General features: G+C 51.4%; 20 protein-coding genes, 12 tRNA genes and 1 pseudogene. 26 read left to right on the top strand and 7 right to left on the bottom strand.

Going from position 1 to position 26,031, the window contains the following annotated elements; translation table 11 throughout:
• Positions 1 to 2: 2 nt before the first annotated feature.
• On the bottom strand, positions 3 to 1,049 hold the full coding sequence (locus FGI41_RS02435) for a phosphodiester glycosidase family protein (protein WP_255298265.1): 1,047 nt from the start codon (positions 1,047 to 1,049) through the stop codon (positions 3 to 5).
• A complete protein-coding gene (locus tag FGI41_RS02430) occupies positions 1,039 to 1,488 on the bottom strand; it encodes a coiled-coil domain-containing protein (RefSeq protein ID WP_139488273.1) in 450 nt (149 codons plus the stop codon). Before FGI41_RS02430 ends, FGI41_RS02435 begins: the two co-directional genes overlap by 11 nt.
• 156 nt (positions 1,489 to 1,644) lie before the next feature.
• Here FGI41_RS02430 and FGI41_RS02425 point away from each other — a divergent pair, with 156 nt between their 5' ends.
• A complete protein-coding gene (locus FGI41_RS02425; RefSeq protein ID WP_139488272.1) occupies positions 1,645 to 1,851 on the top strand; it encodes a hypothetical protein in 207 nt (68 codons plus the stop codon).
• 55 nt (positions 1,852 to 1,906) lie between these two features.
• On the opposite strand, the gene FGI41_RS02420 is transcribed toward FGI41_RS02425, so the two are convergent.
• Entirely contained in the window at positions 1,907 to 2,113 is a 207-nt protein-coding gene (locus FGI41_RS02420) for a PH domain-containing protein (RefSeq protein WP_139488271.1), read from the bottom strand.
• Between the two features lie 145 nt (positions 2,114 to 2,258).
• Between FGI41_RS02420 and FGI41_RS02415 the strand changes: the two genes are divergently transcribed.
• Positions 2,259 to 2,699, top strand: a complete 441-nt coding sequence (locus FGI41_RS02415; RefSeq protein WP_139488270.1) for a hypothetical protein — start codon at positions 2,259 to 2,261, stop codon at positions 2,697 to 2,699.
• A 138-nt stretch (positions 2,700 to 2,837) separates the two neighbouring features.
• Positions 2,838 to 3,386 carry an RNA 2'-phosphotransferase gene (locus FGI41_RS02410; RefSeq protein ID WP_139488269.1) on the top strand — a complete coding sequence of 183 codons (549 nt, stop codon included), beginning with the start codon at positions 2,838 to 2,840 and terminating at the stop codon, positions 3,384 to 3,386.
• Positions 3,387 to 3,401: 15 nt separating this feature from the next.
• Here the strand turns inward: FGI41_RS02410 and FGI41_RS02405 are convergent, their stop codons facing one another.
• Positions 3,402 to 3,776, bottom strand: coding sequence for a YxiJ family protein (locus FGI41_RS02405; RefSeq protein WP_139488268.1), 375 nt, complete (start codon positions 3,774 to 3,776; stop codon positions 3,402 to 3,404).
• Positions 3,777 to 3,951: 175 nt separating this feature from the next.
• Positions 3,952 to 4,290, bottom strand: a complete 339-nt coding sequence (locus FGI41_RS02400; RefSeq protein WP_139488267.1) for an Mpo1-like protein — start codon at positions 4,288 to 4,290, stop codon at positions 3,952 to 3,954.
• A gap of 251 nt (positions 4,291 to 4,541) precedes the next feature.
• Here FGI41_RS02400 and FGI41_RS02395 point away from each other — a divergent pair, with 251 nt between their 5' ends.
• On the top strand, positions 4,542 to 6,893 hold the full coding sequence (locus FGI41_RS02395; RefSeq protein WP_139488266.1) for an S-layer homology domain-containing protein: 2,352 nt from the start codon (positions 4,542 to 4,544) through the stop codon (positions 6,891 to 6,893).
• A 424-nt stretch (positions 6,894 to 7,317) separates the two neighbouring features.
• Positions 7,318 to 9,357, top strand: a pseudogene (locus FGI41_RS02390) (glycoside hydrolase family 32 protein); the annotation flags it as partial.
• A 1,041-nt stretch (positions 9,358 to 10,398) separates the two neighbouring features.
• Here FGI41_RS02390 and FGI41_RS02385 read toward each other — a convergent pair.
• Positions 10,399 to 11,082 (bottom strand): response regulator, encoded by a 684-nt coding sequence (locus tag FGI41_RS02385; RefSeq protein WP_139488264.1) that lies wholly within the window; start codon positions 11,080 to 11,082, stop codon positions 10,399 to 10,401.
• A gap of 2 nt (positions 11,083 to 11,084) precedes the next feature.
• The gene (locus tag FGI41_RS02380) at positions 11,085 to 12,281 is read right to left on the bottom strand and encodes a sensor histidine kinase (protein WP_255298264.1); all 1,197 of its coding nucleotides are present in this window, start codon (positions 12,279 to 12,281) and stop codon (positions 11,085 to 11,087) included.
• 188 nt (positions 12,282 to 12,469) lie between these two features.
• Between FGI41_RS02380 and FGI41_RS02375 the strand changes: the two genes are divergently transcribed.
• The 21 genes from FGI41_RS02375 to FGI41_RS02275 all read left to right on the top strand — a co-directional run bounded on the left by FGI41_RS02375 (position 12,470) and on the right by FGI41_RS02275 (position 26,025).
• Positions 12,470 to 12,922, top strand: a complete 453-nt coding sequence (locus FGI41_RS02375; RefSeq protein ID WP_139488263.1) for a MarR family winged helix-turn-helix transcriptional regulator — start codon at positions 12,470 to 12,472, stop codon at positions 12,920 to 12,922.
• Positions 12,909 to 16,046, top strand: a complete 3,138-nt coding sequence (locus FGI41_RS02370; RefSeq protein WP_139488262.1) for an efflux RND transporter permease subunit — start codon at positions 12,909 to 12,911, stop codon at positions 16,044 to 16,046. Before FGI41_RS02375 ends, FGI41_RS02370 begins: the two co-directional genes overlap by 14 nt.
• A 15-nt stretch (positions 16,047 to 16,061) precedes the next feature.
• Positions 16,062 to 17,294 carry an efflux RND transporter periplasmic adaptor subunit gene (locus tag FGI41_RS02365; protein ID WP_139488261.1) on the top strand — a complete coding sequence of 411 codons (1,233 nt, stop codon included), beginning with the start codon at positions 16,062 to 16,064 and terminating at the stop codon, positions 17,292 to 17,294.
• A gap of 144 nt (positions 17,295 to 17,438) precedes the next feature.
• Positions 17,439 to 17,529 (top strand) — tRNA-Ser (locus FGI41_RS02360).
• 134 nt (positions 17,530 to 17,663) lie between these two features.
• Positions 17,664 to 17,740 (top strand) — tRNA-Met (locus FGI41_RS02355).
• 182 nt (positions 17,741 to 17,922) lie between these two features.
• Positions 17,923 to 17,999 (top strand) — tRNA-Asp (locus tag FGI41_RS02350).
• Between the two features lie 37 nt (positions 18,000 to 18,036).
• Positions 18,037 to 18,112 (top strand) — tRNA-Thr (locus tag FGI41_RS02345).
• 4 nt (positions 18,113 to 18,116) lie between these two features.
• Positions 18,117 to 18,191, top strand: a tRNA-Gln gene (locus FGI41_RS02340).
• Between the two features lie 9 nt (positions 18,192 to 18,200).
• Positions 18,201 to 18,276: transfer RNA gene (locus FGI41_RS02335), tRNA-Lys, on the top strand.
• An 18-nt stretch (positions 18,277 to 18,294) separates the two neighbouring features.
• Positions 18,295 to 18,370 (top strand) — tRNA-Gly (locus FGI41_RS02330).
• 16 nt (positions 18,371 to 18,386) lie between these two features.
• Positions 18,387 to 18,463, top strand: a tRNA-Arg gene (locus FGI41_RS02325).
• 12 nt (positions 18,464 to 18,475) lie between these two features.
• A tRNA-Leu gene (locus tag FGI41_RS02320) sits at positions 18,476 to 18,558 on the top strand.
• 19 nt (positions 18,559 to 18,577) lie between these two features.
• Positions 18,578 to 18,666: transfer RNA gene (locus tag FGI41_RS02315), tRNA-Ser, on the top strand.
• Between the two features lie 27 nt (positions 18,667 to 18,693).
• Positions 18,694 to 18,769 (top strand) — tRNA-His (locus FGI41_RS02310).
• Between the two features lie 10 nt (positions 18,770 to 18,779).
• A tRNA-Cys gene (locus FGI41_RS02305) sits at positions 18,780 to 18,853 on the top strand.
• A 298-nt stretch (positions 18,854 to 19,151) separates the two neighbouring features.
• Positions 19,152 to 19,898, top strand: a complete 747-nt coding sequence (locus FGI41_RS02300) for a hypothetical protein (RefSeq protein WP_139488260.1) — start codon at positions 19,152 to 19,154, stop codon at positions 19,896 to 19,898.
• A gap of 134 nt (positions 19,899 to 20,032) precedes the next feature.
• The gene (locus tag FGI41_RS02295; RefSeq protein ID WP_139488369.1) at positions 20,033 to 21,013 is read left to right on the top strand and encodes a quinone oxidoreductase family protein; all 981 of its coding nucleotides are present in this window, start codon (positions 20,033 to 20,035) and stop codon (positions 21,011 to 21,013) included.
• Positions 21,014 to 21,209: 196 nt separating this feature from the next.
• A complete protein-coding gene (locus FGI41_RS02290; RefSeq protein ID WP_368656549.1) occupies positions 21,210 to 21,800 on the top strand; it encodes an RNA polymerase sigma factor in 591 nt (196 codons plus the stop codon).
• Positions 21,794 to 22,597, top strand: coding sequence for a hypothetical protein (locus FGI41_RS02285; protein ID WP_139488258.1), 804 nt, complete (start codon positions 21,794 to 21,796; stop codon positions 22,595 to 22,597). Before FGI41_RS02290 ends, FGI41_RS02285 begins: the two co-directional genes overlap by 7 nt.
• 56 nt (positions 22,598 to 22,653) lie before the next feature.
• Positions 22,654 to 24,123: a hypothetical protein gene (locus tag FGI41_RS02280; RefSeq protein ID WP_139488257.1), complete on the top strand. Its 1,470-nt coding sequence runs from the start codon at positions 22,654 to 22,656 to the stop codon at positions 24,121 to 24,123.
• Positions 24,124 to 24,327: 204 nt separating this feature from the next.
• Complete coding sequence (locus FGI41_RS02275; RefSeq protein ID WP_139488256.1) at positions 24,328 to 26,025, top strand: VWA domain-containing protein; 1,698 nt, start codon at positions 24,328 to 24,330, stop codon at positions 26,023 to 26,025.
• Positions 26,026 to 26,031 lie beyond the last annotated feature (6 nt).

Below are 26,031 nucleotides of genomic sequence, written 5' to 3'. Positions count from 1 at the left end.
GTCTACGGCATCACAACCAAATGCGTCGTCAGCGGCAGTTCACGTCCGTTCGACGGATGGTTGAGCACCTTGCCATTATAATAGAAGACACTGGAGCTTCCGCCATCGAGGTTGAACGCATCGCGCACCTTGAATTCCTTCAGTTTGCGTTGCGCCTCCTCCAGTGTGACACCTTTGGAGCCGCCTTTGTTCCGGCCATCAATGACGATGATGAGCAAGTCACCATTTTCAAAATTCCCAATCAATGTACGTGGCTCGCGGCGGTTCGCCCAAGCACTTGGAATCGGCTTCGCTACGCCGTCCTCCAGCAGAGCAGGGAGGAAGCTCGCCCCTTGCAGCACCCCCATCTGCTTGACCTCGGCCTGTGTCGGGATTTTCCCACCGACCAGTCGGCCTGAGTTGTTAAACCCGACAAAACGCAGGTTCGGGTTGGTTGAATACGTCTTGATCTGTCCATCCACCACGGTCATCCCGAGCGGAGCCAGCGTGCCACCTTTTCGCTTGTCAAAGCCGCCTGCATTGATGCCGAGAATCGCACCTTTGCGCTTGGTCGCGTGGCTGGTCGTCTCGCCGCGGCTGTAGACGGTGTCATTGGCCATGACCATTTTCAGCGCGTTCGGGTTGTAGACCCGCACCTTCGCCATGTAGCCGCTGTAGCCGGCCTCCTGTAGCGAATAGACCTTGATCCGGGAATTCGTACCAAAATGCTGGTCGATCGGCTTACCTAACAGCGTCTGGAGCAGGTTGTCCAACAGCTCGGTCGAGACCTGCTGGCTGGACTGGCTTTTCGCCAAGAGCTGGTCGAGCTGATTTTTCTGGGCTTCGTCCGCTTTCTTTTCTTTGGCGAGCGCGGTCTGCATGTCTTTGAGGATCGCGCTGGTATCCTTGGCGGTCTCCTGCAGCCCGATCATATCTTCCTGAGCCTTGGCCGTCGCAATCTCTGCCCTGTCATAATCCGCTACAAACGGATTCCCCTGATGGAACGCAAGCATCATCCCGCACACCGGGGCAAGCAAGAACCCCATGAAAGCGTGAAATTTACCAGGCACGGGCGGTTTCCTCCAGTTTTTTCAGGGAGGTCTTCAGCTCGGCCAGTTGCTTGTCCAAAGCGGTGATGCGCTGAGACAGGGCTTGCTTGGTTTTGTCGGTGCCAGAGATCGATTCACCCGTGATTGCGAGCTCTTCCTTGATCGTATCCAGCTCGGTCTGTACGGAGGCGATTTGGGTCTGCAGGTTTTCCGTCATCTCTTTGTTCTGCGCCTCGACATTGGCAAGGCGGTTATCAATATATGTCTGTGTATTCACAATATACTGGTGGGCCAGAGAATAACCGCCATAGCACAATCCCGCCCACAATAGCACCGAGCCTGCGATTAGCAGCAGACGCCGTTTTCCTGCGGATTCCAATGCTTTTCTCTTCGAAGGACGAATTGGTGAGGATGCAGCCGCAGTTTTCTCCGTCGGCCCCATCATGGTTGTTTGACTCATGACAGACTCACTCCTTTTTTCTCACGATTGTAAAAAGTTGCCCCACTAGTATACCACATGAAAAAAGGAGTTTGTTGCATTTTGTCGGATGGTGGTGGTAGGGAAGAGTGTGAAAAGCCTTGGGAGAGTAAGGAAGGGGGGGAATGGAAAAGATTTATGAAAAAAATATTGGGAGCAGAAAAAAGCGGGCAGACACCCCGCGCAGAAGAGAGACTCACACTGGTAACCATTGCTTGCCCCGGTAAGAAGTGGTCTCATCCATCTGCGCTGTTGCCATGCCCGCGAGTGGTCTCATCCATCTGCGCTGTTGCCATGCCCGCGAGTGATCCCATCCATTTGCGCTGTTGCACCGCCCGCCAGTGATCTCATCCATTTGCGCTGTTGAACGCCCAAGTGTTCCGTCCGTTCTACTGCTGCCTCACATCTTACCCAGCGTCAATATGCACGGCACGCCTTTGCCGACCGCTCCAGGCTGCTTCATCCGTTCGAGGTATTGCATCCCGCGTGCGCATGGCTGTTTGCACACGGCACAGGAGCTGGAACTCACAATCTTCATCTGAGGTTGCGCATTTTCCGGCGACGGGCCTTTTTTCTTCGGTGTTGCTTTCCCTTTGTTGCTCGACATTGGCAATACCTCCCTGACTCGGATGATTAGTAAAAATATTCTGAAATATCATATGGTACTTGTACTTGATTTGCCTGCCCGAAACGCATGGTTTATGATGGGGAAAAGCCTGATTATCGACAAAAAGAGCAGGGGAGGACCACCCATGACCATGACCATAGAACGAGCGTACGAAATCACCCAGCAGGTCTTTACGGACGAAATCATGATCGAGGAAAAACGCCGCATCTACCGCCTGTTGCAACGAAAAACGCAAGAACTTCTCGGCATGATCGGCGCCCCGGAAGCACTCGCGCCCTATGAGGAGAAAACGAAGCTGTTCAAGCAGTATGTACATATTCCTGGAGACGGTATTTTTTCCTCGATGCAGTATGTGTTCAACATCGCGCGGGGGCAAAAGGAAGCAGATCCGACGGTGACGCAGATGCATGTGCAGCGGATTTACTCGGTGCTGTTCACCCCGGCTGGACTGACGAACCCGCAGATTCCGGAGATGTTCTGGGAGTCGCCGCTGGGGTTGGCTTGTCTGATTGCGGAGAAGGGGATTGTGGAGGCGTTTTGGGTGCTTGGGAAGATGGAGGAGTAGGGGGGCAATGGGATTTGACGGAGACGTGCGGTTACTGACCATCTGTTCATAAGCATGATGAGTAAGGCTGACACCAGTCACTCTGTTTACATAAAGCTTTTTCTATTACGCACTCCCTCATCAAAGGAGGTCTCCCACATGCAACACTACCACTACCACCAGCTCAGCAAAGAAATCTCCTACGCCCTCCGCCACGCTCCGCACGAATACGAGCTGGAGCTGGACGAACAGGGCTGGGTCCTTGTCGGTCAACTGTTTGCTGCTCTCCGCGACAAACCTGTCTGGAGAAACCTTCAGGAACAGCACCTCCACGAGATGCTAGAAGCTTCGGACAAAAAACGCTTCGAGATCATAGACGGGCGAATACGCGCCATCTACGGCCACTCGACTCCGCAAAAAATCAGCCGCGAACCCATGGAACCACCCCACTATCTCTACCACGGCACTGCCAGGCGCTTCCTCGACCAGATCAAGCGTGACGGACTGCGCCCGCAAAGCAGGCAGTACGTGCATCTCTCCGCAGACACCGAGACAGCCGTAACCGTCGGCAAACGCCGCGATGCCAAGCCCGTCCTGTTGCGGATTCACGCCAAGCAGGCTTGGGATGAGGGAGTACTTTTTTACTATGGGCATGAAAAAGTGTGGTTGGCTGATTTGGTTGATTCGAAATATATTGAAGAAGTATAGCGTAAGCGTAATGATCTACCTGAACTGAAAAAGCGCCACCAACAATTTTCTCGCTTGCTCAAAAAGATTATACTCGCTCTGAAACATTGGATAGCGATCCAGATGCTCTTCCAAAAACGCATACTCCGGGAATCTCTCAAAAAAAGTGTGAGGAAGCAGGGCGAGTTGTGTTTCTTGAATGTCTTCCTGATGACCACTACGTACATAGGTGATCGTTCCGGCGATGGTCGTACAGTAGTCATGAAAATCTGCCGTTATGATACCACCCAGCATGGAGAAGTGAGATTCGAATTCTTTTTGCATCTGATGTATATCTGGATAGGGAAACGGACGGTGAATCTCGTTATCCAGATCGGCTAATTTGAGGAGAATAAGTGATGGGTCTGTCATGTTTGATCACCGTCATATTGAGGCACACATACCTCATTCATTTTTTACATATGATATTCAACCACTATATCACATACAAAAGAACCTCAGACGAGCCGCCTTGCTGCCAGCGCTCCCGTCCGAGGTTCTTTTTCATAACTTCTATAATATAAGAGTCTACTAACGAACTAAAACCCTACTCCAGCACCCGCACCATCCCCAACCTTCTAATCTCCGCGTCCATCTTCCCCGTCAGCATCAACCGATACATCCGAAAATCCGCCCGCAGCGACCAGAAGGGATGACCGAACGTCGCCGGTTTATTCCCCTCAATCACAAAATGACTGAACCACGCAAGTCCATACGCCAATACAGGAGCCAGGAGCAAGAACCACCAGCTGCTTACCAGAGCCAACAACACACAGACCCAGACCAGGGACGTACCGACGAAGTGCCATTGTCGTGTTGCCTTCCGTCGGTGTTGGGACACATAGAACGGCCAGAATTCTTCATAGCGGGAAAATTGTCTTCGCATAGGGTAACCCTCCTTGTTAGGTAAGCCGTATTGGCTGAATGTTTCCTGTAGCACCAATCATTCCATAATGAACTCAAGCAGGAATCCGTGTAACATACATATTGCAGCCGACGAAATTCCTTCTTGACAACAACACAACAGAGACAAAAGTCCTAATCGACATATTATACTAAAATTAGCAATATTCTTTCTATTATTATACAAGGAACGAGCTGCTTTGACAAATCTAACATTTCGGAGGTACTAACTGGATGAATTTCAAAAACGTACTTTCTACGCAAACGTTCAAAAAGGCTCTTGCTGGTTCTGTCGTAGCAGCGATGCTTGCGATTCCTGGTGTATCTCTTGCAGCCAACAGCCTGCCAATGAACGATATTGCTGCTAATACAAATAAAAATGCAATCTTAAAATTGAACTATGCAGGTGTCCTGAAGGGTTACACAGACGGCACCTTCCGACCAGATAAAGAAGTAACCCGTGCGGAATTCGCCAAAATCGCTGTGCTTGCGATGGGCTACACCGAAGACCAAGTGAAATTGATGACAGGCGCAACCAAGTTTAAGGACCTGGAAGCAAGCCACTGGGCGACTGGTTACATCAACTTGGCGGTAGCAAAAGGCATTATCAAAGGCTATCCAGACGGTACGTTCAAGCCGAACAACAATGTAAAAGTAGCGGAAGCGCTGACTGTACTTGTCCAAGGCTTGAAAATCGATGTAAGCCCAAGCACAACAGGCCAATGGTACCACCCATACCTGCTCGAAGCCAACAAATCAGGGATCTATGATGCACAAGAAGCGGCAACTGCCAACGCGGCTCGTGATACCATTGCCAAATTCACCGACAAATTCATGGAAACCGCTGTCTATGCCAACGGTGCTTACTACAACCAAGACGGCAAAGCAGAAGGTACTGTGAAAAAGCTTGACGTGCAAAAAGGCGCGGTGGAAAGCTTTGACCTGAACAAAGACTCCCTGAAGCTGATCGGCAAAGAGACCGCATTGGAGCTGGCCGATGACGTACAGGTATTTGGTACCGTAGTAACCGGCGCGGAGATTGAGTACATCACGAAGAACGGCAAAATCGCGTTCATCAACGTGATTACCTCTGACGCAGAAATCGTCACAGGTACTATCAAAACGGCGCTCAACCCTACAACTGCGGTAGGTGACGAGAAGCAATTCAAAGTGATCGTGGACGGCAACGAGAAAACTCTCGAAGTCGACGGCAACCTCTCTGTAACAGCATCCCACATCGGTAAAAAATTCGTGGCGGTGCTTGGTGAAGACGGTAAAGTGGTAGCGATCACGTTTGACGACAATGCGACAAAAGGCTTAGTAGCGAAAACTTCTACGACTTCTGGCACAACCACCAAGAAAGAAATCAAAGTAGGTACTACGACCTACCAACTCGCTTCTTCTGTCACGATTACAGGTAAAGCGAATCCAAAAGCCGCGGCAACCAACTCTACTTTTGATCAAATCGCGGTAGGTGACTACGTAGACCTGACGCTTGATGCTGACGGCAAAGTAGCAAAAATCGCGTACACCAAGCTCTCTACTACCGCGGCAATCAAAGTAGACACCGATGCCAACACGATCACGTTCAACGGTGTGACGTACGATGTTACCCGTGACACAGACCTGCTCGTCAATGACAAAGACGTGTCCGAGCTCTCCAAGCTGACCAACGACAAGGTAGCGGTGCTTACTTTTGACGAAGAGGGCAACCTGACCAAGATCGAGCAAGGTACAACTGCCGTGACAGGTGAGTTCATCACCGCAACGACCGCTTATACAGCAGGTGACAATGGGACAGCTCCAGTCCTCGCTACTGTGAAGATCAACAACAAGACCTACCACCTCACAGCAGATGCTACCATCACCATCGACGGTGAGACAGTAGCTGCCAACACAATCAAAGCAGATCAGCTCAACGACTACCGCATCACCGATTGGAAATACACCATCGGTACGACCGATATCGTAGAACTCTCTGCTGAAAAAGTAACGGCAAAAGGCTTCATCACCGAGAAATCCGATAAAGCAATCACCATCGACGGCAAATCCTACGAGCTGGCCACAGGCGTAACCGTTGATACTGACGCTGCGACCAACAACAAAGAATACACCATCACGCTCAACGCAGACGGCAAAGTAAAAGCGATCACCGGTGCTGCGAAAACCGTAACCGGACTCGTGAATGACGTAACCGTGAAGAGTGAAAACGGCAGCGTAACCAGCGTACGTGTGGATCTGGCGGGTAACGACTTTGATGCCATCGATGCAGATGCGGTCACAGGTGTAGACCAATACGAGCTGGCTACCCTCACGCTCGACCGCAACGGCAAAGTGATCGCAGCGACCGCTGAAGGTGCAAAATCCCTTGAGAATGTAGCGTTCAAAGGAATCGAAACCCGTGTCAACGGCGACAAATTCCTTTTCCACACCGACCTTGGTACCAGCGTGAAGCTGGCGAAAGACTTCACCGTGAAATACTTCGACGGTTCTGATCTCGGCGCATCTGATGTGAAGACAACCGACAAGATCACCGTCTGGGCAAAAGGTGACGAGGCATACCTGATCGTGGTAGCAGAGCGATAAGCAACTTCTGTCATCTAGAGACGCCTGAATTGATAACTTACATTCATCATCCGATTGGCAGATTGGCTATAGGAAGAGACGTCCGTGAGATTTCACGGGCGTCTTTTTTTTCGTCCCAATTTCCATAGTTAGCTTCAGGCTCTGATGTCCAAGTCATCCATTCACTCAGTCACTCATTCACTCAGTCGTTCATTCATTCAAAAACCTTCATAAACAAACCCCGATACAACCTCCGGAAACACCGAAATCGGATGGAAAAGTTTCTGTTGTAGTTTTTTACCATTCCCAATATAATAAAAATAATCAGAAACAGTCATAAATGACCAAAAGCAAGCAAGAGCATGCAAGGATTGTTGTAAGCGATTACATGTCCTAAGCTACCAAACCAAAAAACAAACCAAAAAAGACAAAGGAGGCTACCACCATGTACCAACCAAAAAGGCTGAACAAACCAAAATGTGCAACAGCAATCATCGCCTTACTCGGCTTGGGGCTTGCTATCCACACACCCGTGCAAGCCGCAGACTCTGCGTACTACGACGAGACGTACCGGCCGCAGTATCATTTTACGCCCGAAGCCAACTGGATGAATGACCCGAACGGGATGGTCTACTATGCAGGGGAGTATCACCTGTTTTACCAGCACTATCCGTATGGGCTTCAGTGGGGACCGATGCATTGGGGCCATGCCGTCAGTACCGATATGGTCTCGTGGAAGCACTTGCCCATCGCACTTGAGCCAGATCAGCTGGGGGACATCTTCTCCGGCAGTGCAGTAGTGGACTGGAACAATACGAGCGGATTTCAGACCGGGGCAGAGAAGCCGTTCGTTGCGATTTTTACCCACAATAACAATGGGGTGCAGTCACAGAGTATTGCCTACAGCAATGACAAGGGACGTACCTGGACGAAGTACGCAGGTAATCCTGTGATCCCCAATCCCGGTATTGCTGATTTCCGCGATCCCAAGGTGTTCTGGCATCAGGGCAGCAACAGATGGGTGATGGTGCTGGCGGCACAGGATCGGATACGGATCTACACCTCGACCAATCTGAAGAACTGGAGCTATGCATCCGAGTTCGGCAGCAATCAAGGGAACCACGGAGGAGTATGGGAGTGTCCGGACCTGTTTGAGCTTCCTGTAGATGGCAACCCGAATCATAAAAAATGGGTGCTGCAAGTCAGCATCGGTAACGGCTCTGTCTCTGGCGGCTCTGGGATGCAGTATTTTGTCGGCAGCTTTGACGGTACTAGGTTCGTCAATGAGAATCCGGCTGAGACCACGTTTTGGACCGATTACGGGAAAGATTTTTACGCCGCCGTCTCGTGGTCAGATGTACCTGCAACAGACGGCCGCAGACTTTGGCTCGGCTGGCTGAGCAACTGGCAATATGCCAACGATGTAGCGACCACCCCGTGGAGAAGTGCCATGTCGATTCCTCGTCAACTAGAATTGAAAACGTTTGCAGAAGGCGTCCGCGTGGTACAGAAGCCCGTCTCTGAGCTGACCAAGCTCCGTACCAATACCAAAACCTGGACGAACCAAGTCATCCCGTCCACAGGCAGCAATCTGTTGTCCGGCACGTCCACAGACGCTATGGAGATCATCGCGGAGTTCCAAGTAGACACATCTACCGCGAGTCAATTCGGTCTGAAGGTGAGAAAAGGGAAAAATCAATCCACCACCATCGGCTATGACAAGGCGGCTTCCCAGTTATTCGTCGATCGTACACAGGCAGGCAACAACAGCTTCAGCCAGCATGTTCCCGGACGCCATACCGCGCCGCTAGCCCCTGTCAATCAGAAGGTGAAGCTGCATATCTTCGTGGATCGCTCGTCTGTTGAGGTGTTTGGCAATGATGGGCGACAGGTGATCACGGACTTGATTTTGCCAGACCGCAACAGTCTTGGTCTGGAGGTATTTGCCACTGGCGGCAATGCGACGCTGACATCGCTTACGACCCACCAGCTCGGCAGGGTGTGGGGTAGCTCGCCGTTCCAGTCCAATCTGTCGAATTGGTCTTCAGTCAATGGACTCTGGGCCGATACGATTGCGGGCAAGCAGGGCAGAAGCACCGATGATTCCTTCATCCTCTCGCAACAAAAAGCCGCTGATTTCACCTATGAAGCAGATGTGACCGTAACAGACGGCAATGGCAGAGGCGCAGGTGCGCTCGTATTCCGCTCCAACCAAGATGCGACCAATGCCTATGTCGCCAATGTGGATGCACTCAACAATGTCGTCAAGCTTTTCAAACGGGTCAACGGTGTGGCACAGGTGATTGCGGAGTATCCTGCCAATCTCGACACGAAGACCCCGTACAGACTGAAGGTCACCACCAAAGGAGATTCGATCAAGGTCTTCCTCAACGGCTCACAGGTGATCGACACGGTCGATACTTCTTATACCAGCGGTTTGCTCGGATTAAATGTCTGGAATGCTACGGCTACCTTCCAAAATGTGAACGTTTCCAATCAATCAGGCTTTGTAACCGACCTGCACAATCTCACACCTGTGAACGGTAATTGGGTGGATACTGCAGGTGGGAAACAGGGAAGCCACACAGGGGATGCGTTCCTACTCTCATCTGACACAGGATATGACAGCGTCTACGAAGCCGACATCACGGTAGGTGCGACAGGCGGCGGTGGTGCAGGTGCGCTGGTGTTCCGCTCTGATGCGACCGGGGCCAATGCTTATTTGGCGAATGTGGATGCACTCAATGATGTCGTCAAGCTGTTCAAATTCGTCAACGGGCAGGCGACCGTGATTGCCACCTATCCAACTCCCTTGCAGACGGGAACCACCTATCATCTCAAAGTGGTCACGAGCGGCAGTCAGATCAAGGTATATCTGGGTAACACGCTGGTGATTACCGCGAACGATTCGTCTTTTGCCAGCGGCCGCTTCGGTCTGAATGTCTGGAACAGTACGGCAACCTTCCAGCAGGTCAGTGTTGCACCGAATCAGACGGAGCTGACCAATCATGATTTTGAGACGGGGGATTTGACGGGTTGGAACGTAGTCAGCGGCAATGCATTCAGTCCGCTCGATGTGACGACAGATACCCATTGGTGGGGCGGTACCTTTAACCAAAACGGGGCGTCTCATCTCTTCTCCTATCGGGACGGGGGAGATGCCCAGACAGGTGTGCTCCAGTCCAACACCTTTACGCTCGGCGGTGACGGCGAGATCAATTTTCTCGTAAGCGGTGGCAATGACAGCGCGAACCTCTACGTGGCTCTTGTGCGTGCATCGGATGGGGCCGAGCTGTTCAGAGCAACAGGCAGCAACAGTGAGACGTATCAGCGTGTGTCGTGGGATGCTTCGGGGCATGTCGGGACACAGGTGTATGTAAAAGTGGTCGATCAGGCGACAGGTGGGTTTGGGCATATCAACGTGGATGATGTGAATGTGCCGGTTAGGCCGTAAACGTAGATATGGAAAAAGAGCAGTGGTCACGTAATCGACCCTGCTCTTTTTCGTGTTATGTCCAATCCCGATCTACTTCACCAACTGATGCCGCAGCGCCATCGCCACCGCCTGCGTCCGATCCTCGACCCCCATCTTTTGCAGAATCCGATGGACATGCGATTTCACCGTGCCTTCTGTGATGAACAGCTTCTGTGCGATCTGATCATTCCGATACCCGTACGCCAGCTGTTGCAAGACATCCAGCTCACGCTCGGTCAAGTCATCCAATAGCTCAAGACTTTTCCCGGCGGGGGCAGTGGCAGGCTCTTGCTGCTTGAGCACCTCGGCCAGCGCCTTCGCAGCGGTGACCGTGTGAAACAACGCTTCGCCCCGGTAAGCACGGCGGATCATCTCCAGCATTTCCTGTGAATCGGCATCCTTGAGCATATAGCCCACCGCACCGGCACGGATACCATCGACGACATAGTTCTGCACATCAAAGGTGGTCAGGATCAAGACCTTGACATGCGGCAGACGTTTGAGGATCTCACTCGTCGCCTCGATCCCGGAGCGCTTGGGCATCTGTACATCCATCAAGACGACATCAGGGGTCATCTCCATCACCATCTGTACCGCTTCCTCGCCATCGGCCGCTTCGCCCACCACTTCCATGTCGGACTGCATCCGGATGACATAGCCAAGTCCCTGACGGATCATGGTCTGATCATCGACGAGCGCGACACGGATTTTTCCAGCTGTCTGATCTGTAGTCATCCTTATACATCCTCCTCGGTTGATGTGAATTGATAGGGGATCGTCGCATCGATCTGAAACCCATGCGGCTGGCGTGCCCGATAGTCCAGCGTACCATGCAGCTTCGTGATTCGTTCATGCAGGCCCGTCAGACCAAAGCCGGGAGTGATTGGGTCTTTTGGGGTGATTTTCCCGTTGTCACGGATGGAGAGGGAGACCCCGTCATCGTTCTGCACCATGGTCACATCGAGCTGTGTCGCCTCGGAGTGTCGCAGCGCGTTGGTAATTGCTTCCTGCAGGGTACGGTACAAGACGATCATGATTTCATTGGGCAGGTAGATTTCCTCGTCAGGGGCTGTGAAGTTGCACGTCAGCCCCGTATTTTTCTCCGTCTGGGACAAAAGGGCCCGCAGTGGTGTCAGCCCGAATGTCATCTTGTCAATCGCCAGCGTATGAATCGACGAGCGGATCTCGTCCAAGCTTTCTTTGGCGACGGACAGCATGTTTTCCACGACCTCCTGTGCATTGGCCGGGCCGTCTTGTAGCATGTACTTCAGCGCACGCATCTGCACGATGATGGAAGTGAGGCTGTGGCCTACCTCATCGTGGATATCGCGGGCGATCCGGGTACGCTCTTCGAGTACTGCCATCTGCATCTGGGTGACCGTGGCTTCCTGCAGGGAGGTATGTGCGTCCTGCAGCTCCTCGTGAGCCTTTTGCAGCTCTTCCAAGTGGATCTGTTTTTCCTTAAAAGCTTCATTGGTGACACGATAGCCCAGCGCTCCAAGATAACAGCCGATATAGGTTAGGGTAAAAGCAGTCAGGGCGTTCAAGGGAGCATTGATTTGTACGTACATCAAAAGGGCTGCCAAGATGAGAAACACAGCGGCATACCACAAGCGGACTTTGTCTTCCATACGCAGCCCGATGAACACGGAGAGCAGCATGATAATACCTATACTTTCGCCGCCTAACCAATAGCCTTTTGCCAGTGTCAGACTGCCTAAGACCATGACCGACCATTTGATCCGGACGGGGTTCCACCAGCGTTGGGAGACCCAGAACATCCAGAGATAGCAGCAAAAAAGTAGCACCGACAAGCTGAGCTGCACCGGCGTTTCCCTGAGATAGGCGTTGGGGAGCCAGGCCAATAATAACAGCGCGATAAACCATATGATCATTAAGCGTTTTTGAATCGCCATGCGGATAGAGGTCAACAAAACAGCATCCTTCTTTCTATCTTGGTTCTGTTGCTTATTCTTATTCTAACATCGATGTCATCTATCTTGAGATAGAGATCGACGATCCGAAGTTCAACCCGTCGGTAGATTCGGGGCGTGTATAGGGTATGTAGAATAAGGCATGTAGGAGTGAAAGATGAAAAGAGATTAGGCAGGGGGAGGCCTGGATGAATGAGTTAATTCAGTTGGCGAAGCTTCTGAGGGATGCAGGGACGGTTTTTTCCTATATCACTCACGAAGAATTCAACACATGTGATATGACTTGGCAACAAGTATTGATTCTCGAACAGATTATAGACGGACCCAAGACGATGGCCGATCTCAACAAAGCGCTCAATCTGTCCTACAGCACCACATCTGGACTGGTCAGCCGGTTAGAGCGGCAGAACGTGGTCAAGCGGGTGCGGGACAAAAAGGACGGGCGAGTCGTGTGGATCACACTGATCAAGCGTCCAGATGACAACGTCCACTCCCCGATTGAGGGTTGGGACAGTGGGGCCTACGAAGGGCTGGTTAAGCAGATGAGACAGACTCTTCGTACTCTGCAGGAGATGACAGCGGTCAAGCAACAGGCAACCGCAGCTGAACTAAGAGAGGTGAAACGAGTTGAGTGTATATGAATTTGCGATTAAGCGTCCGGTAACGATTTTGGTGCTTACCATTGTGACGCTGATCTTTGGTGTGATCTCGCTGCCGCGGCTAGCGATTGATCTGTACCCTGATTTTAACTTCCCGGTAGCGGTTGTCGTTACATCGGTGAACGGCGGAACTCCAAGTGAGGTAGAAAAACTCGTCACCAAGCCGATTGAACAGGCGGTAGGGACGGTTCCGAATCTGGACAGTGTCTCCTCCGTCTCGGTCCAAGGTGCTTCACAGGTTATCATGATGTTCAAATGGGGAACCGATCTGGATCAGGCTACCCTGGATATTCGGGACAAAGTAGACCGGGTACGCCAAGCCTTGCCTGATTCGGCCAACTCTCCGCAAGTCTTGCGGATTGACCCGAACAGTGAGCCGATCATGACCTTTGCCTTGACGGGTGAAGCCGACATGAACAAGCTCAAAAGCATCGCCGAAGACCAGATCCAATCCCGTCTCGAACGGATCGAAGGTGTAGCGAGTGTAGGTCTGGTCGGTGGTCAAGAGCGCGTCGTTGACGTCGTCTTAGACCCGGCCAAAGTCGAGTCGTACGGTCTGACACTTGATCAGATCCGCGGCGCGATGCAGAGTGTCAACCAATCCGGTTCAGCGGGTTCTGTACGGGAAGGGGACGGCAAGCTCAATATCCGTGTGCAGGGTGAGTATGCCAGCGTCCAACAGATCAGCATGACCCCGATCAATGTAGGCGGAGGGACGATTCGCCTGCAGGACATCGCCACCATTACAGATACCGAAGAAGAGATCTCCCAGCTCAGCTACCTGAACGGGAAAGCAAGCTTAGGGATCAACATCACCAAATCATCTGACGGCAACACTATCGAAGTAGCAGATGAAGTCAATAAAGAACTCAAAGAGATCCAAGAAGAATTGCCAACCAACTTACAAATCACCACCGTTAATGATTCCTCCACCTTTATCAAGGATTCCATCTATACCACAGCAGAGCACGCCCTGCTTGGGGGATTGTTCGGGATTATCATCCTGTTCTTCTTCCTGGGCAGCTTCCAATCGATGCTGATTACGATCATCGTATTGCCGATCTCGATCGTAGCAACGTTCCTCCTGATGTATGCAACTGGTCAGACGATCAACCTGATTTCCCTGTCAGGTCTGACGCTGGGGCTTGGTTCCCTCGTTGACTTCGCGGTTGTTATGCTGGAGAACATCTTCCGCAAACGGGAAGAAGGAAAAGGCATGGTGGAGGCCGCACTCGATGGTTCCCGTGAAGTAGGTACAGCGGTATTTGCTTCCGCGCTTGCGCAAATCTGCGTATTTTTACCGATTGCGCTTGTAGATGGGATCGCCTCCGAAATCTTCGGACCATTGGCTCTGACCGTCGTGTACTCCCACATCGCCGCCTTGCTTGCTTCCATCGTACTGGTACCGATGCTCAGCGCCCGCATCCTCAAAAAAGTGCCGGATCATTCGGGCCACGAAGGAAAATCTTACCGAGGGTTCAACCCAGTTACCTGGTTTAATATCGGTTTCACCAAAGTTGAGAAGGGCTACCAAAGTGCACTCCGATGGGCGCTTGGACACCGCAAAACGGTGCTTGCCTCTACCATCGTGCTGCTGTTCGGTTCCCTGTCCCTCATCCCGATGATCGGGGCCGAATTCATGCCGGGTCTCGACCAAGGCAAGATCACGATCTCCATCACCATGCCGAACGGTACTGTCCTTGAAGAGACGGAAAAAGTCGCTGTACAGGTGCAAGAAGTTGCAAGCAAAGTGCCTGAGATGACACTGGTAGACACCTCCATCGGCAGTGCGGGCGGGGGAGGCGGATTAAGCAACCTCTCAACCAACCGTGCCACTGTCAACCTGTCTCTGGTAAGCCATGTGGAACGTCAGCGCTCTACCAAGCAAGTCATAGCTGACCTGCAAAATCAACTCTCCACCATTCCGGGTGCCGAAATCAAGATCGCAGAGCAGTCTAACGGAATGTCTACAGGTTCACCTGTCCAAGTAACCCTGCGTGGCGATGATATCGACGTGCTCAAAGATATCAGCGGCATTATTAAGGAAGAAATGAAGTCTGTAAAAGGCACAAGCAACGTCGAAAGCTCACTGGATGAGAGTCAGCAAGAATTCCAAGTAACCGTAGACGCTGAGAAAGCGAGCATGTACGGACTCACTACCGGCCAAATTCTCTCCACGGTCAACACGGCCTTCCACGGACAGACCGCGACCCTCTATCGTACAGGGGATGACGAAATCGACGTCCGTATCAAAATGCCGAAACAGTACCAAGAAGATATCAATTACCTGAAAAACCTCCGCATCGTCACAGCAGGAGGTGCACAAGTAGCCCTGTCCGCTGTAGCCGATATTGAAAAAGCAGATGCACCGCTTGCAATCAACCGATCCAACCAGACCCGTGAAGTAAGCATCACCAGCGATCTGGATGGACGCGACCTCAACTCGGTCAGCACCGAGATCAGAACCAAATTAGACCAACTGTCATTACCGGACGGCTATACCATCGAGTATGGCGGTCAGAGTGAAGACATGGCTGAGTCGTTTATCAGTCTGGGCTTGGCAGTCATCCTGTCCATCGTCCTGGTTTATCTGGTCATGGCAGCCCAGTTCGAATCATTCTACACCCCGTTCATCATCATGTTCTCCATTCCACCTACGATTACAGGGGTACTGATCGGACTTCTCTCGACAGGAACGACCCTGAGCGTGTCCGTCTTTATCGGGTACATTCTGCTGATCGGTCTAGTCGTCAACAACGCAATTGTATTGATCGACTATGTCAACCAGCTTCGTGCCAAAGGCTGGGAGCTGCGTGAAGCGATCCTGCATGCAGGACCTGTCCGTCTGCGTCCGATCCTGATGACCACACTGACCACGATTCTGGCGATTGGACCGCTTGCTTTTGCGGAAGGTTCAGGCAGTGAGTCACAGGCACCGATGGCCGTCGCCGTAATCTTTGGTCTCAGCTTCTCCACATTGATCACGCTGATTCTCGTACCGGTCGTTCACTCTTGGTTTGATGATCTGGGCAAGAAGTTCCGCGGCAGACGCAAAAAGAAACAAAAACCGGTCGCTCCGGCAGTAGAAGCGCCAACCGGTCTGTGATATGAGGGGAGAGAGATACAAGTGAAAAAACAACCGATAGCACTTGCCTTAGCAGCTGTCCTGCTGGTGGCCGGATGCTCGAATCAGCAGGCGGCCACTACACCAGCCGCTGTCAAAGAAACCGTAACACCTGTCCAAGTCGAGACAGTCAAAAAAGGAACCGTCAGCGCAAGCGCAGGCTTCACCGCCAAGCTGGCACCGAGCGAAGAGGTACAGGTCAGCGCCAAAATTTCCGGAAAAATCACCTCGCTGCCTGTTAAGCTGGGCCAATATGTGAACCAAGGTACCGTCTTATTCAGTCTCGACCAACAAGATATCCAGAACTCCATCAAACAGGCAGAAGCCGCTCTCCAGCTGGCCCAAGCCAACCTGAAACAATCCGGCAGCAGCTCCAGCCAAGGTCTTGAACAGGCGAAAAACGGCTTAGCACAGGCTGAGACGGCATTGGCTGACGCCCAGCGCAACCAGCAACGCATGCAGCAGTTGTTCACCGAAGGCGCAATCTCATCCCAGCAGCTGGAGCAGGCACAACTGGCTCTGAGCAATGCCCAGACCGCCCATGCCAACGCCCAGCAAGCACTCCAAGCGGCCCAGCAGATGAATGGGGTAGGTGTCTCTCAAGCCTCCGTCAATCAAGCCGCCGTCAGCCTGCAGACCGCTCGGACACAGCTTGCCAACGCGACCGTAACCGCACCAATCAGCGGATACGTGTCCACCGTCAACGGAGCAATCGGACAGATGGCTTCTCCGTCCGCGCCCGTGCTGGTCATCGTCAAGACCAATCCATTGATCGTCAAAGCCAACCTGTCTGAGCAAGAGATCTCCCGCGTCAAAGTGGGAACCTCTGTCAAGGTCCATATTGAGTCCCTGCAAAAGGATCTGACCGCAAACGTAACTGCAGTCAGCCCAGTGATGGATGCCCAGCTCAAAGCTTACCCAATCGAAATCTCAATTCCAAACCCGTCCAATGAGCTGAAGGCTGACATGGTTGTCAATGTCGTATTCGACAACCAGACCGATGCCAAGAAATCAGCACTGGTCGTACCGCGTAAAGCTGTGTTTGACCGTGACGGCAAAAAATTCGTCTATCTCATCGAGGGTGACATCGCCAAGCAAGTAGAAGTCACCACAGGCGAAGAATCCAGCGACATGATCGAAATCACCTCCGGCGTCACCGAAGGAGCGAAGGTCGTCGTCAAAGGCCAGACCTTGCTGAAAGAGAACAGCAAAGTAAGCATTCAACAGTAACATCATCAAGCATAAGAGCAGGGGAGTGGAACCTTCTGGTGTCGTCAGCCAGGAGGTTCTTCTTTTTTTAGTGAAAACAGTTGCTTTTGTCCTAGGAAGTATGATATATTGTAATTCCGCCCGAGAGAACGGCGTTAATTACATGGAGAGTTACCCAAGAGGCCGAAGGGGACGGTTTGCTAAACCGTTAGTATGCGCAAGTGTAGCGAGGGTTCGAATCCCTCACTCTCCGCCATTTTTCTTTCTTCAATAGGACTGGATGACTACAGGCTTGAATGACTATAGGTTGGAACATCATTTTGAAGAATGTGGCACTTGATTATGATGAACGATTTGTGTTATAATTGAAAATGTGCCGATTTTAATTGTCGCGGGATGGAGCAGCTCGGTAGCTCGTCGGGCTCATAACCCGAAGGTCGCAGGTTCAAATCCTGCTCCCGCAACCAACATATTACCTGAACTACGTCGCCTAGTCTTCTTCGATCAGGTAAAATCAGTGGTACTCGTGAGTGCAACCAAAATTTCATCTGTCCTACGTCGAGTAATCTTCTTCGCTCAGATGAGATCAGTGGTCCCCGTAGGGGGCAACCAAAGCCATGTTCGCACTAAGTAGCGTTCAAACAAATATGGAGCTGTGGTGAAGTTGGAGTTCACGCCGGTCTGTCACACCGGAGGTCGCGGGTTCGAGTCCCGTCAGCTCCGCCATCTTTTCAAAAGAGAAGGCGAAGTAATAACACATCATGCCGGTGTAGCTCAATTGGTAGAGCACCTGACTTGTAATCAGGGGGTTGTGGGTTCAAGTCCTATCGCCGGCACCACTGATGGGGTATAGCCAAGCGGTAAGGCAACGGACTTTGACTCCGTCATTCCTAGGTTCAAATCCTAGTACCCCAGCCATTTTTTTGAGAGCCATTAGCTCAGTTGGTAGAGCATCTGACTTTTAATCAGAGGGTCGAAGGTTCGAGTCCTTCATGGCTCACCATTTTACCCTACTATACATGCGGACGTAGCTCAATTGGTAGAGCGTCGCCTTGCCAAGGCGAAGGTCGAGGGTTCGAGACCCTTCGTCCGCTCCATTTTACCTAGTACAATGTGCCCTTAGCTCAGCCGGATAGAGCGTTTGACTACGAATCAAAAGGTCGGGAGTTCGAATCTCTCAGGGCACGCCATTATCTGAATAAGCCGGTATGGCGGAATTGGCAGACGCGCGCGACTCAAAATCGTGAGGGAAACCGTGGGGGTTCAAGTCCCTCTACCGGCACCATATCTTTACCTACTATTGCGGAGGGATACCGAAGTGGTCATAACGGGGCGGTCTTGAAAACCGTTAGGCGGCAACGTCACGGGGGTTCGAATCCCTCTCCCTCCGCCACTTATCTACAAAATGTTTTTCATTATGGCGGTCGTGGTGAAGCGGTTAACACACCGGATTGTGGCTCCGGCACTCGGGGGTTCGAATCCCCTCGATCGCCCCATTTTATGTTTGGGAGTATAGCCAAGTGGTAAGGCACGGGTCTGCAAAACCTTCACCCCCGGTTCAAATCCGGGTACTCCCTCCATACATATTTATACAAGATAAAGCTCTGTAGCTGTATATTTATACAGCCGCAGAGCTTTTTTTGTTGTTGTGCGAAAATCAGTCAATGGGCCAATACGAATGGGTCAAAATGAGTTGCTAATATGTAAATTTAATTATTTGATGGAATAAATTTCTTGACAGAAAATTGACATTATTGATTTTTGGGACTCATTTTGATTGATGTTAGTACCAACGAACCATTGTCTATATCGCAAATAGGAATTATATTTTAATTGCATTACACAAATCCTTGAAATTAGACAGGAGGATTGAATTACATGGCCAATCAAACTAACACATTTACTTATGTATACGAGGTACTGGATAAAACAAACGACGCACTGGTCCGTGATGCAGCTGAATGCTTGGGGCAAACCTTCGCAGGAGTTACGATTGGAAATACGAGAGTACAAGAACCTGTCGTGAGCGGCTTGGGACTTACCGCAGAAAGCTTTGGCGGATTCTGCTACGAATATCTGAAAACAGATGGCGGCACTGGTCTGACGATCATTGCAAAAGAGCCGGATACGGGACGTGTTGTTGGTGTCCTTGCTTGCGATGATTTTAATCCAAAAGCAGAGCCGGTTGTTTTTGAGGGGGATCTGGAGCAGGCGAACCTGATTACCGAGTTCGTGATGCCGTTGGAAGAAAAATTTATTGAGTCCGTTGAACATATCACAGGAAAACCGATGACGACCGGTGAACACGTTCATCTCTTCATGGTCGGCGTACGCTTGGAAAAGAATAAACGATATGTAGGTCAAGAGATGTTCAAACTGCTTGAAAAAGTGGCAAAAGCAAAAGGATTCAAAGGAATGTTTGGAGAGATTACCAATCCAAAATCCGCGAACCTCTTCCAGAATATGCTCGGTTTCAAACCATTGCTGGACCCAAATGGTCAACCAATTAAGGCTGTATATGCTGAGCATCCTGTTCTACATACCGTTCCAGCAGATGTAGCCGTTGATACGACGGTCATGTACAAACCATTGGACGAGCAGTTTAAGCTGGCGCTGGCCGTATAAAAACGAAGCCGAACCTCCTGTGGAGTGTGGAATGACCATGCTGTCCAGGAGGTTTTTTTGTAGAAGAAAAGGATTTTCCCTCCCATTGAAGAAATCAACAGGTACATATAGGCAAAAGCCGGGAGGAATGAATGATGAAAGCAGTGGTTGTCACTGAATTCGGTGGTCCAGAAGTACTAACCTATACGACGGTAGATCTTCCTGTGATGAATGCCAAGCAAGTTTTGATCCGGGTGGAAGCGACCAGTGTCAATTTTGCCGATATCAAATCCAGAAAAAGCAATTATCGCGGGGCCAGCCAGCCACCGTTCATTCCAGGCTTGGATGTGGCCGGGGTGATTGAGGCGGTTGGTTCGGAGGTCACGGATCTTAAGGTGGGGCAGCGGGTCATCGCTTTTCCAAAGGGTGGTTCGTATGCGGAGTACGTGGTGGCTGATGAGGTGCTGACCTATGTGCTTCCTGACAACGTAGATTTTGATACGGCAGCGGCAAGCCCGATCGTATCGTTTCTTTCGTATAAATTGCTCGCAGACATCGCAAGAATCCAGCCGGGCGAAACGGTGCTCGTCCATGCAGCGGCAGGGGGAGTGGGGACGACGGCAATTCAATTGGCGAAGATATTGGGAGCGGGTCAAGTCATCGGAACCGTCGGCAGTGAGAAGAAGATTGCAACCGCACTCGGGGCAGGCGCTGATCATGTGATCTGCTATGCGGAGGGCAGCTTCGCGGAACGCGTGAATGAATGTACCGGTGGAACAGGTGTGGATATCATCCTGGATTCGGTATCGGGCTGGGTGTCTGAACAGAGCTTAGACTGCCTCGCTATGTATGGCAGACTGGTTCATTTTGGGAATTCGAGCGGTGAGGTGGGGCAAATCAAGACCAAGGACCTGCATGCCAGCTGCCGCTCTGTTCTCGGGTTCAGCCTCGGTACGACGAGAAACAAGCGCCCTCATCTTTTGCGTGATGCGGCCAGCCATGTGCTGCAATATCTGTCCGAGGGCCGCTTGACCATGAAGATCGGCGAACGCTTCGCGCTGGAGGATGCAGCAGAGGCGCAGCGATTGGTCGAGAATAGACAGGTGACAGGGAAGGTATTGTTGAAGGTTCGTTAGGATGGTTTCGTCAGAAAAGTTACATAGGATACGTCAGATGAGATTTGGCTTAGCTGAGCTGGTTTTCACCTTTTTGAGGTGTGGCCGGCTTTTTTATTTGCAGTGAATTTTTCCGGAAGGGGATGTGACTTTTCTCCTGATCAATCAGTCTACAGCATGTACCTGAAAAAAATTTGGAAAATGTGCAGGGTTTTGACTGAGAACGAGCGTCCATATATACAGAGAGGGGGGAGAGGACATCAGCGACGATCAACTTATCCAACAGATCAAGTCTGGCGACGGGGCAGCATTTCGACAGTTCGTCCAAAAGTACCAAAGCTATTTACTCGGCGTCGTGAACTCTGTCCTTCACCATCCCAAAGATGCAGAAGACGTCACCCAAGAGGTTTTTGTGCAGATTTATCTCTCTCTCCCCAACTATCGGTCAGAGGGACTAAAGACGTGGATGACGCGGATTGCAGTGAACAAAGCGATTGATTTCAAACGCAGGCAAAAACGTCAAAGAGAGGAACTGACAGAAAGCATAGAGGGCATATACGCATCTGATGCACTCGCTGCGGAAAGTGCCGAGACGCCTGTGATGGAGCGTGAGCAGAAATCACAGGTGCGTCGGAGAATGAGAGAGATGCCCGGCAATTATCGGGGTGTGATCGAAGCCTATTATTTTGAGGAAAAGTCCTATCAACAAATTGCCGATGAACAGGGTGTCGCCCTAAAAAGCGTAGAGTCCAAGCTCTACCGGGCCAAACAATGGATGCGTAAGCACTGGGGGGAAGAGCCATGGTGAAACACTACAGCAAGGAGCAATGGATTGCCTACATCCACAACAGGCTCTTGCCAGATGTGCGGGAGCAGGCAGACGATCATCTCTACACGTGTGACGAGTGTCTGGGGATTTATATGGAGTGCCTTGGTGCAGAAGCGGATGCAGGTGCAGATGATCGGGCGGTGTGCGAGAATGCAACCGCTGTGAAACAGTACACAACCACTGTGAAAGTGAATGCAGACGTTGTGTACGAGATGGCGAATGCGACAGAGTGGCAGGAAGCCAAAGCTATGGATGCTTTCACAGAGCGGATCATGGCGGCGGTTCTGGACGTACAGGAGCGTGTGGCAGAGGCGGATGCGAAACCGAATCCAAAACCGAATCCAAAACGTAATGAGAATCCGACAGAGCGGATTGTCCAAGGCGGGCATGCGGTAGGATTTGATTGGAGGCAGGACGGGTGGAAGCAGGAACAAGGGGCAACGGAGCGATCAGAAGCGAAAACATCCGTCCGCAAAGGTTCATCCGTTTCGAAGCCAATCAACCCGAAGCGTAAAAAGCCGCTGTACAAACAGGCGTTGTTCCAGTATACGGTGGCTGCATCGATTACGGTAGCTCTTTTGGTGTCTGGCGTGTTCGAGGAGGTATTCCGCCGCTCAGCAGAACTGGTCCAGCCGACTGCACAGACCAAGCATGAGCCGTTGTCGGCTTCGTTTGTGGAGCATACGGTGGCGCTGCTGGATACGATGAGAGAATCGGAATCGGATGCTTCACCGAAAAAGTCTGATTCTCTGATGAGAGATTGGATTCATAGATAGAAACGTACGTGCTGGCAGGCCGTGCAGACAGAGCGAGAATAATGGAGGGCTTTTCGATGAATAAAAGTGCATTAACGGCGTTTTTCCTCGGCTTCCTACCTGGGGCGGGGCATCTGTATATCAATAAAAAAGGACGGGGCCTGTTTTACGGGATTCTATTTTTCGGACTGTTCTTCGTCACAGCCATGCTGGTGGCGCTGACAAACGACGATGATCCGATGGTGATGCTGGTATTGGCTCCTGTGATTTGGGGGGTCAATATGCTGGATTTGGTGATCACGCTGTTGAGTAACCGCCAACTGACAGCTACAGGTCCGCAGGGAATGGCGCCTGGAATGGGTGGAGTTCCGTATCCATCTGGACTCAATGTGAATCAAGTGGGGGAAGCCAATGACGGGTATACGACACATGGTACACAGGCAGCGGGTGTGTCATTGGATCATGGCGGCTTTTATGAGCAGCAGGGGCAGGCGCACTACGGGACGAATGGGCATAGCTATCAGGGACACGGATCGAACGGAGCAACAGCTGTTCCTCAGCTGATGCCGCAGTATGTCAGCAGTGAGGAACGTATTTTGACCGTGCTCATGTCGTTTATTCCGGGCTTGGGACATCTCCGTCTGGGGCTGATGAACCGTGGATTTGGCTTTATGATTGCGTTTTTCGGGTTGTTTTTGATGATTCTGCTGTTGGTTTTTGCGACGAACCGCGATAAATTCATGATCTTCATGCTGGTGTTGCCGGGTGTATGGGTGTATAGCTTTTTCGATGCGATTAAACAACTCTCGCGCAAGAGCAAGGGAGAGTCAGTCCCGGATCAAACCATTTTTGAAGAGATGGAAAAGAACTGGGAGCAAGGGCACAAAAGCAAGGTGCTGGCGATGTTTCTCTCGATTTTCCCCGGAGCGGGGCATATGTATCTTGGATTGCAGACACGCGGGATTCAGTTCATGGGAGCCTTTTTGTTTACCTTTTATATCATGGATGTGCTTCATCTCTCCGTTTTCTTTTTCTTGATTCCGATTCTGTGGTTTTACAGCTTTTTTGATGCGCTGCATGCTGTGAGCAAGTATCAGCCGAACAGCCAGATGGGACGGGATATCGCCCCGATCGAGTGGGTCATGAAGCGCCGTCGGATGTTTGGGACGATTTTAGTGTTGCTGGGGATGTTCTACCTTGCTGATCATATCTTCTTGGATTTCCTGCGGCAAATCAGTCCAACGGCTCAAATCTTTTACTTTATTCAGGAACATTTCCAGACAGCTGTGGTCTGCCTGCTGCTGATCGGTGGGGGAGTGAAGCTCCTGTTCGGACGAACCAGATATGAGGACGAAGAGTACGAAGAAGATAAGCTGATGCAAGAAGAGGTTCAGCTCATTCATGACAGTGGGTTGGAGAAAGAGTTGGAGCAGATGAATCGGATGGAGCAAAGCGGTCAGGTTGGTCAAAATGGTCAGCTTGGTCAACATGGTCAGCTTGGTCAAATCGGTCAGGGGCAGGTTGATCGAGCCTCTTCGGGTGAATAGGAAAGGAACGAGAACAGGAAGTAAATACCAAAAATCTTCGTGATTGATCATCACATGAGCACCGAAACTACCTTGATTCACATACAGCCGAGGCGTTGTCTATGAACAACATCGGCTTTTTTTCATGTATGTATGCTTGTAAACCGAATTTGGCCGCATAGATATGGATACCAGAGACCCGACGAAAGCTGGTGAGACATCAAGATGAGACGCCTGGCTCCTTTTTTTGTGTGGCTTCCCTTGCTTCTGTTCAACCTCTGGGCCTATCCAGCCGCGACGGCGAGTACCGGTGAAGTGGCAACTTTTCATGTCGAATCAGTCTATTCGGAAGCTTTTCCCCAACTGCTGACCTATCTCGATTTGCGTGATTCATCAGGGCAGCCGCTGACTGCATTGCGGCCCGAACAGCTGAGTGCAACGCTTGGGACGAATCCGCTGAAGGTAGTGGATCTGAAGCCGTTTGATGAGACAGGGGAAGGGATTTCGTATATTTTTCTCATTGATGTCTCTACATCGATCAGGGCGGGGCAGCTTAGCGATATGAAGGAAGCCTTGCTGACCTGGGTTGGCAATATGACGGTGAAGGATAGGGCAACCCTTGTGACGTTTGGTGAAAAGGTGAACGTCTTGCAGGATTTCACGGCAGACACATCTGCACTCAAAGCCAAGGTGCAGGGGATCCATGCACAGGATCAGGGAACGGCGTTTCATCAGGGGATCATGCGGGCGCTGGAGTTGGGACAACGCAAGGACGCAGACCTGCCTAATCGGCGGGTGATCATCACACTCTCAGATGGTCACGACACGGTGGAAGGCGGGATTACTAAAGAAGAAGTGCTGAAAGCCATGCAGATCAGTTCAATCCCGATCTATGCCATCGGGTTTTACAATGCGCCGTTGACCGATGAAAAGCAGGCATATCTGTCTGTGCTGGGGGAGTTCGCCCGCAGCTCAGGCGGAGAGTACTATCAGCCGCGTAAGGTGTCGCTTCAAGAGGCGTATGCTGATGTGTACAGGGAGATTCATCAGCGGCTGGTGGCACGTTTGGATTGTGGGACTTGCGGGGGAGATGGGAATGTCTACCGGCTGCAGGTACAAGTGAAGGATGGGGCTAAAGTGCTGTCAGATGGTCTGGATGTCCGCGTGCCTAATGTGACGGGGGCTAGCCAAGAGAAGGGGCACGATTCGGGGCAACAGCCAGTGCCAGGCGGGGAACCATCCGGGAAACAGTCCAGTGATCTGCCAGCGACAGGGACGGGAGCCAACAGCTTTTTTCCCCTTGAAACGGCATGGAAAAATCCGGTGACCATCACGGTACTGGTGGTGCTGCTGGTCGTGGGTGTGGCCGGAATTATTTTTATCGTGCGAAAAGGAAGCCAGGTGCAAGCGATCCGCAGGGAAATTCACGTCGGGAAGAGTGAATTGGCTGGGGTTGGATCGAGCCAAGCGGTGCAGAAAAGTTCAACCTCTCAGACTGATTCGGGCTTATCCGAGTTGCAAGACAGGGCCGATGCGGGTAAGACAAATTCTCCAGGGGCATCAGGAGAAACGCCGATACCACAGTCTTTCTTCCGCACATCACTGCACCTTCGTTTTACCGTAATCGGCTCCAAGCGTGTTAACGGGCAGGTCTATGAGGCCGTGCTCCGCGAAGGTGAGCAGCTATATCTGGGGAGCAAGCATGAAAAAGGGACGCTTGCCATACTCGGAGACCCGGATCTTGCCCCTCATCATTGCCTGCTTACGTGCGAGGCGGGTCAAGTGTATCTTACAAAGCTAGAGCATATGCATGTCAGGTATAGGACTATCGTCAATGGCATACCCATCGTAGGGAGACAAAAGTTACAATCAGACGATAAGCTTGTCATCGGTCGAACCGAGCTCCGTCTCACTATCAGCTAAGGAGGA

Source organism: Brevibacillus dissolubilis (assembly GCF_006170445.1).
In the GTDB taxonomy this organism is placed as follows: domain Bacteria; phylum Bacillota; class Bacilli; order Brevibacillales; family Brevibacillaceae; genus Brevibacillus_B; species Brevibacillus_B dissolubilis.
Note: the sequence above shows the minus strand (reverse complement) of the source record. Positions and strands in the feature narration are given on the sequence as shown.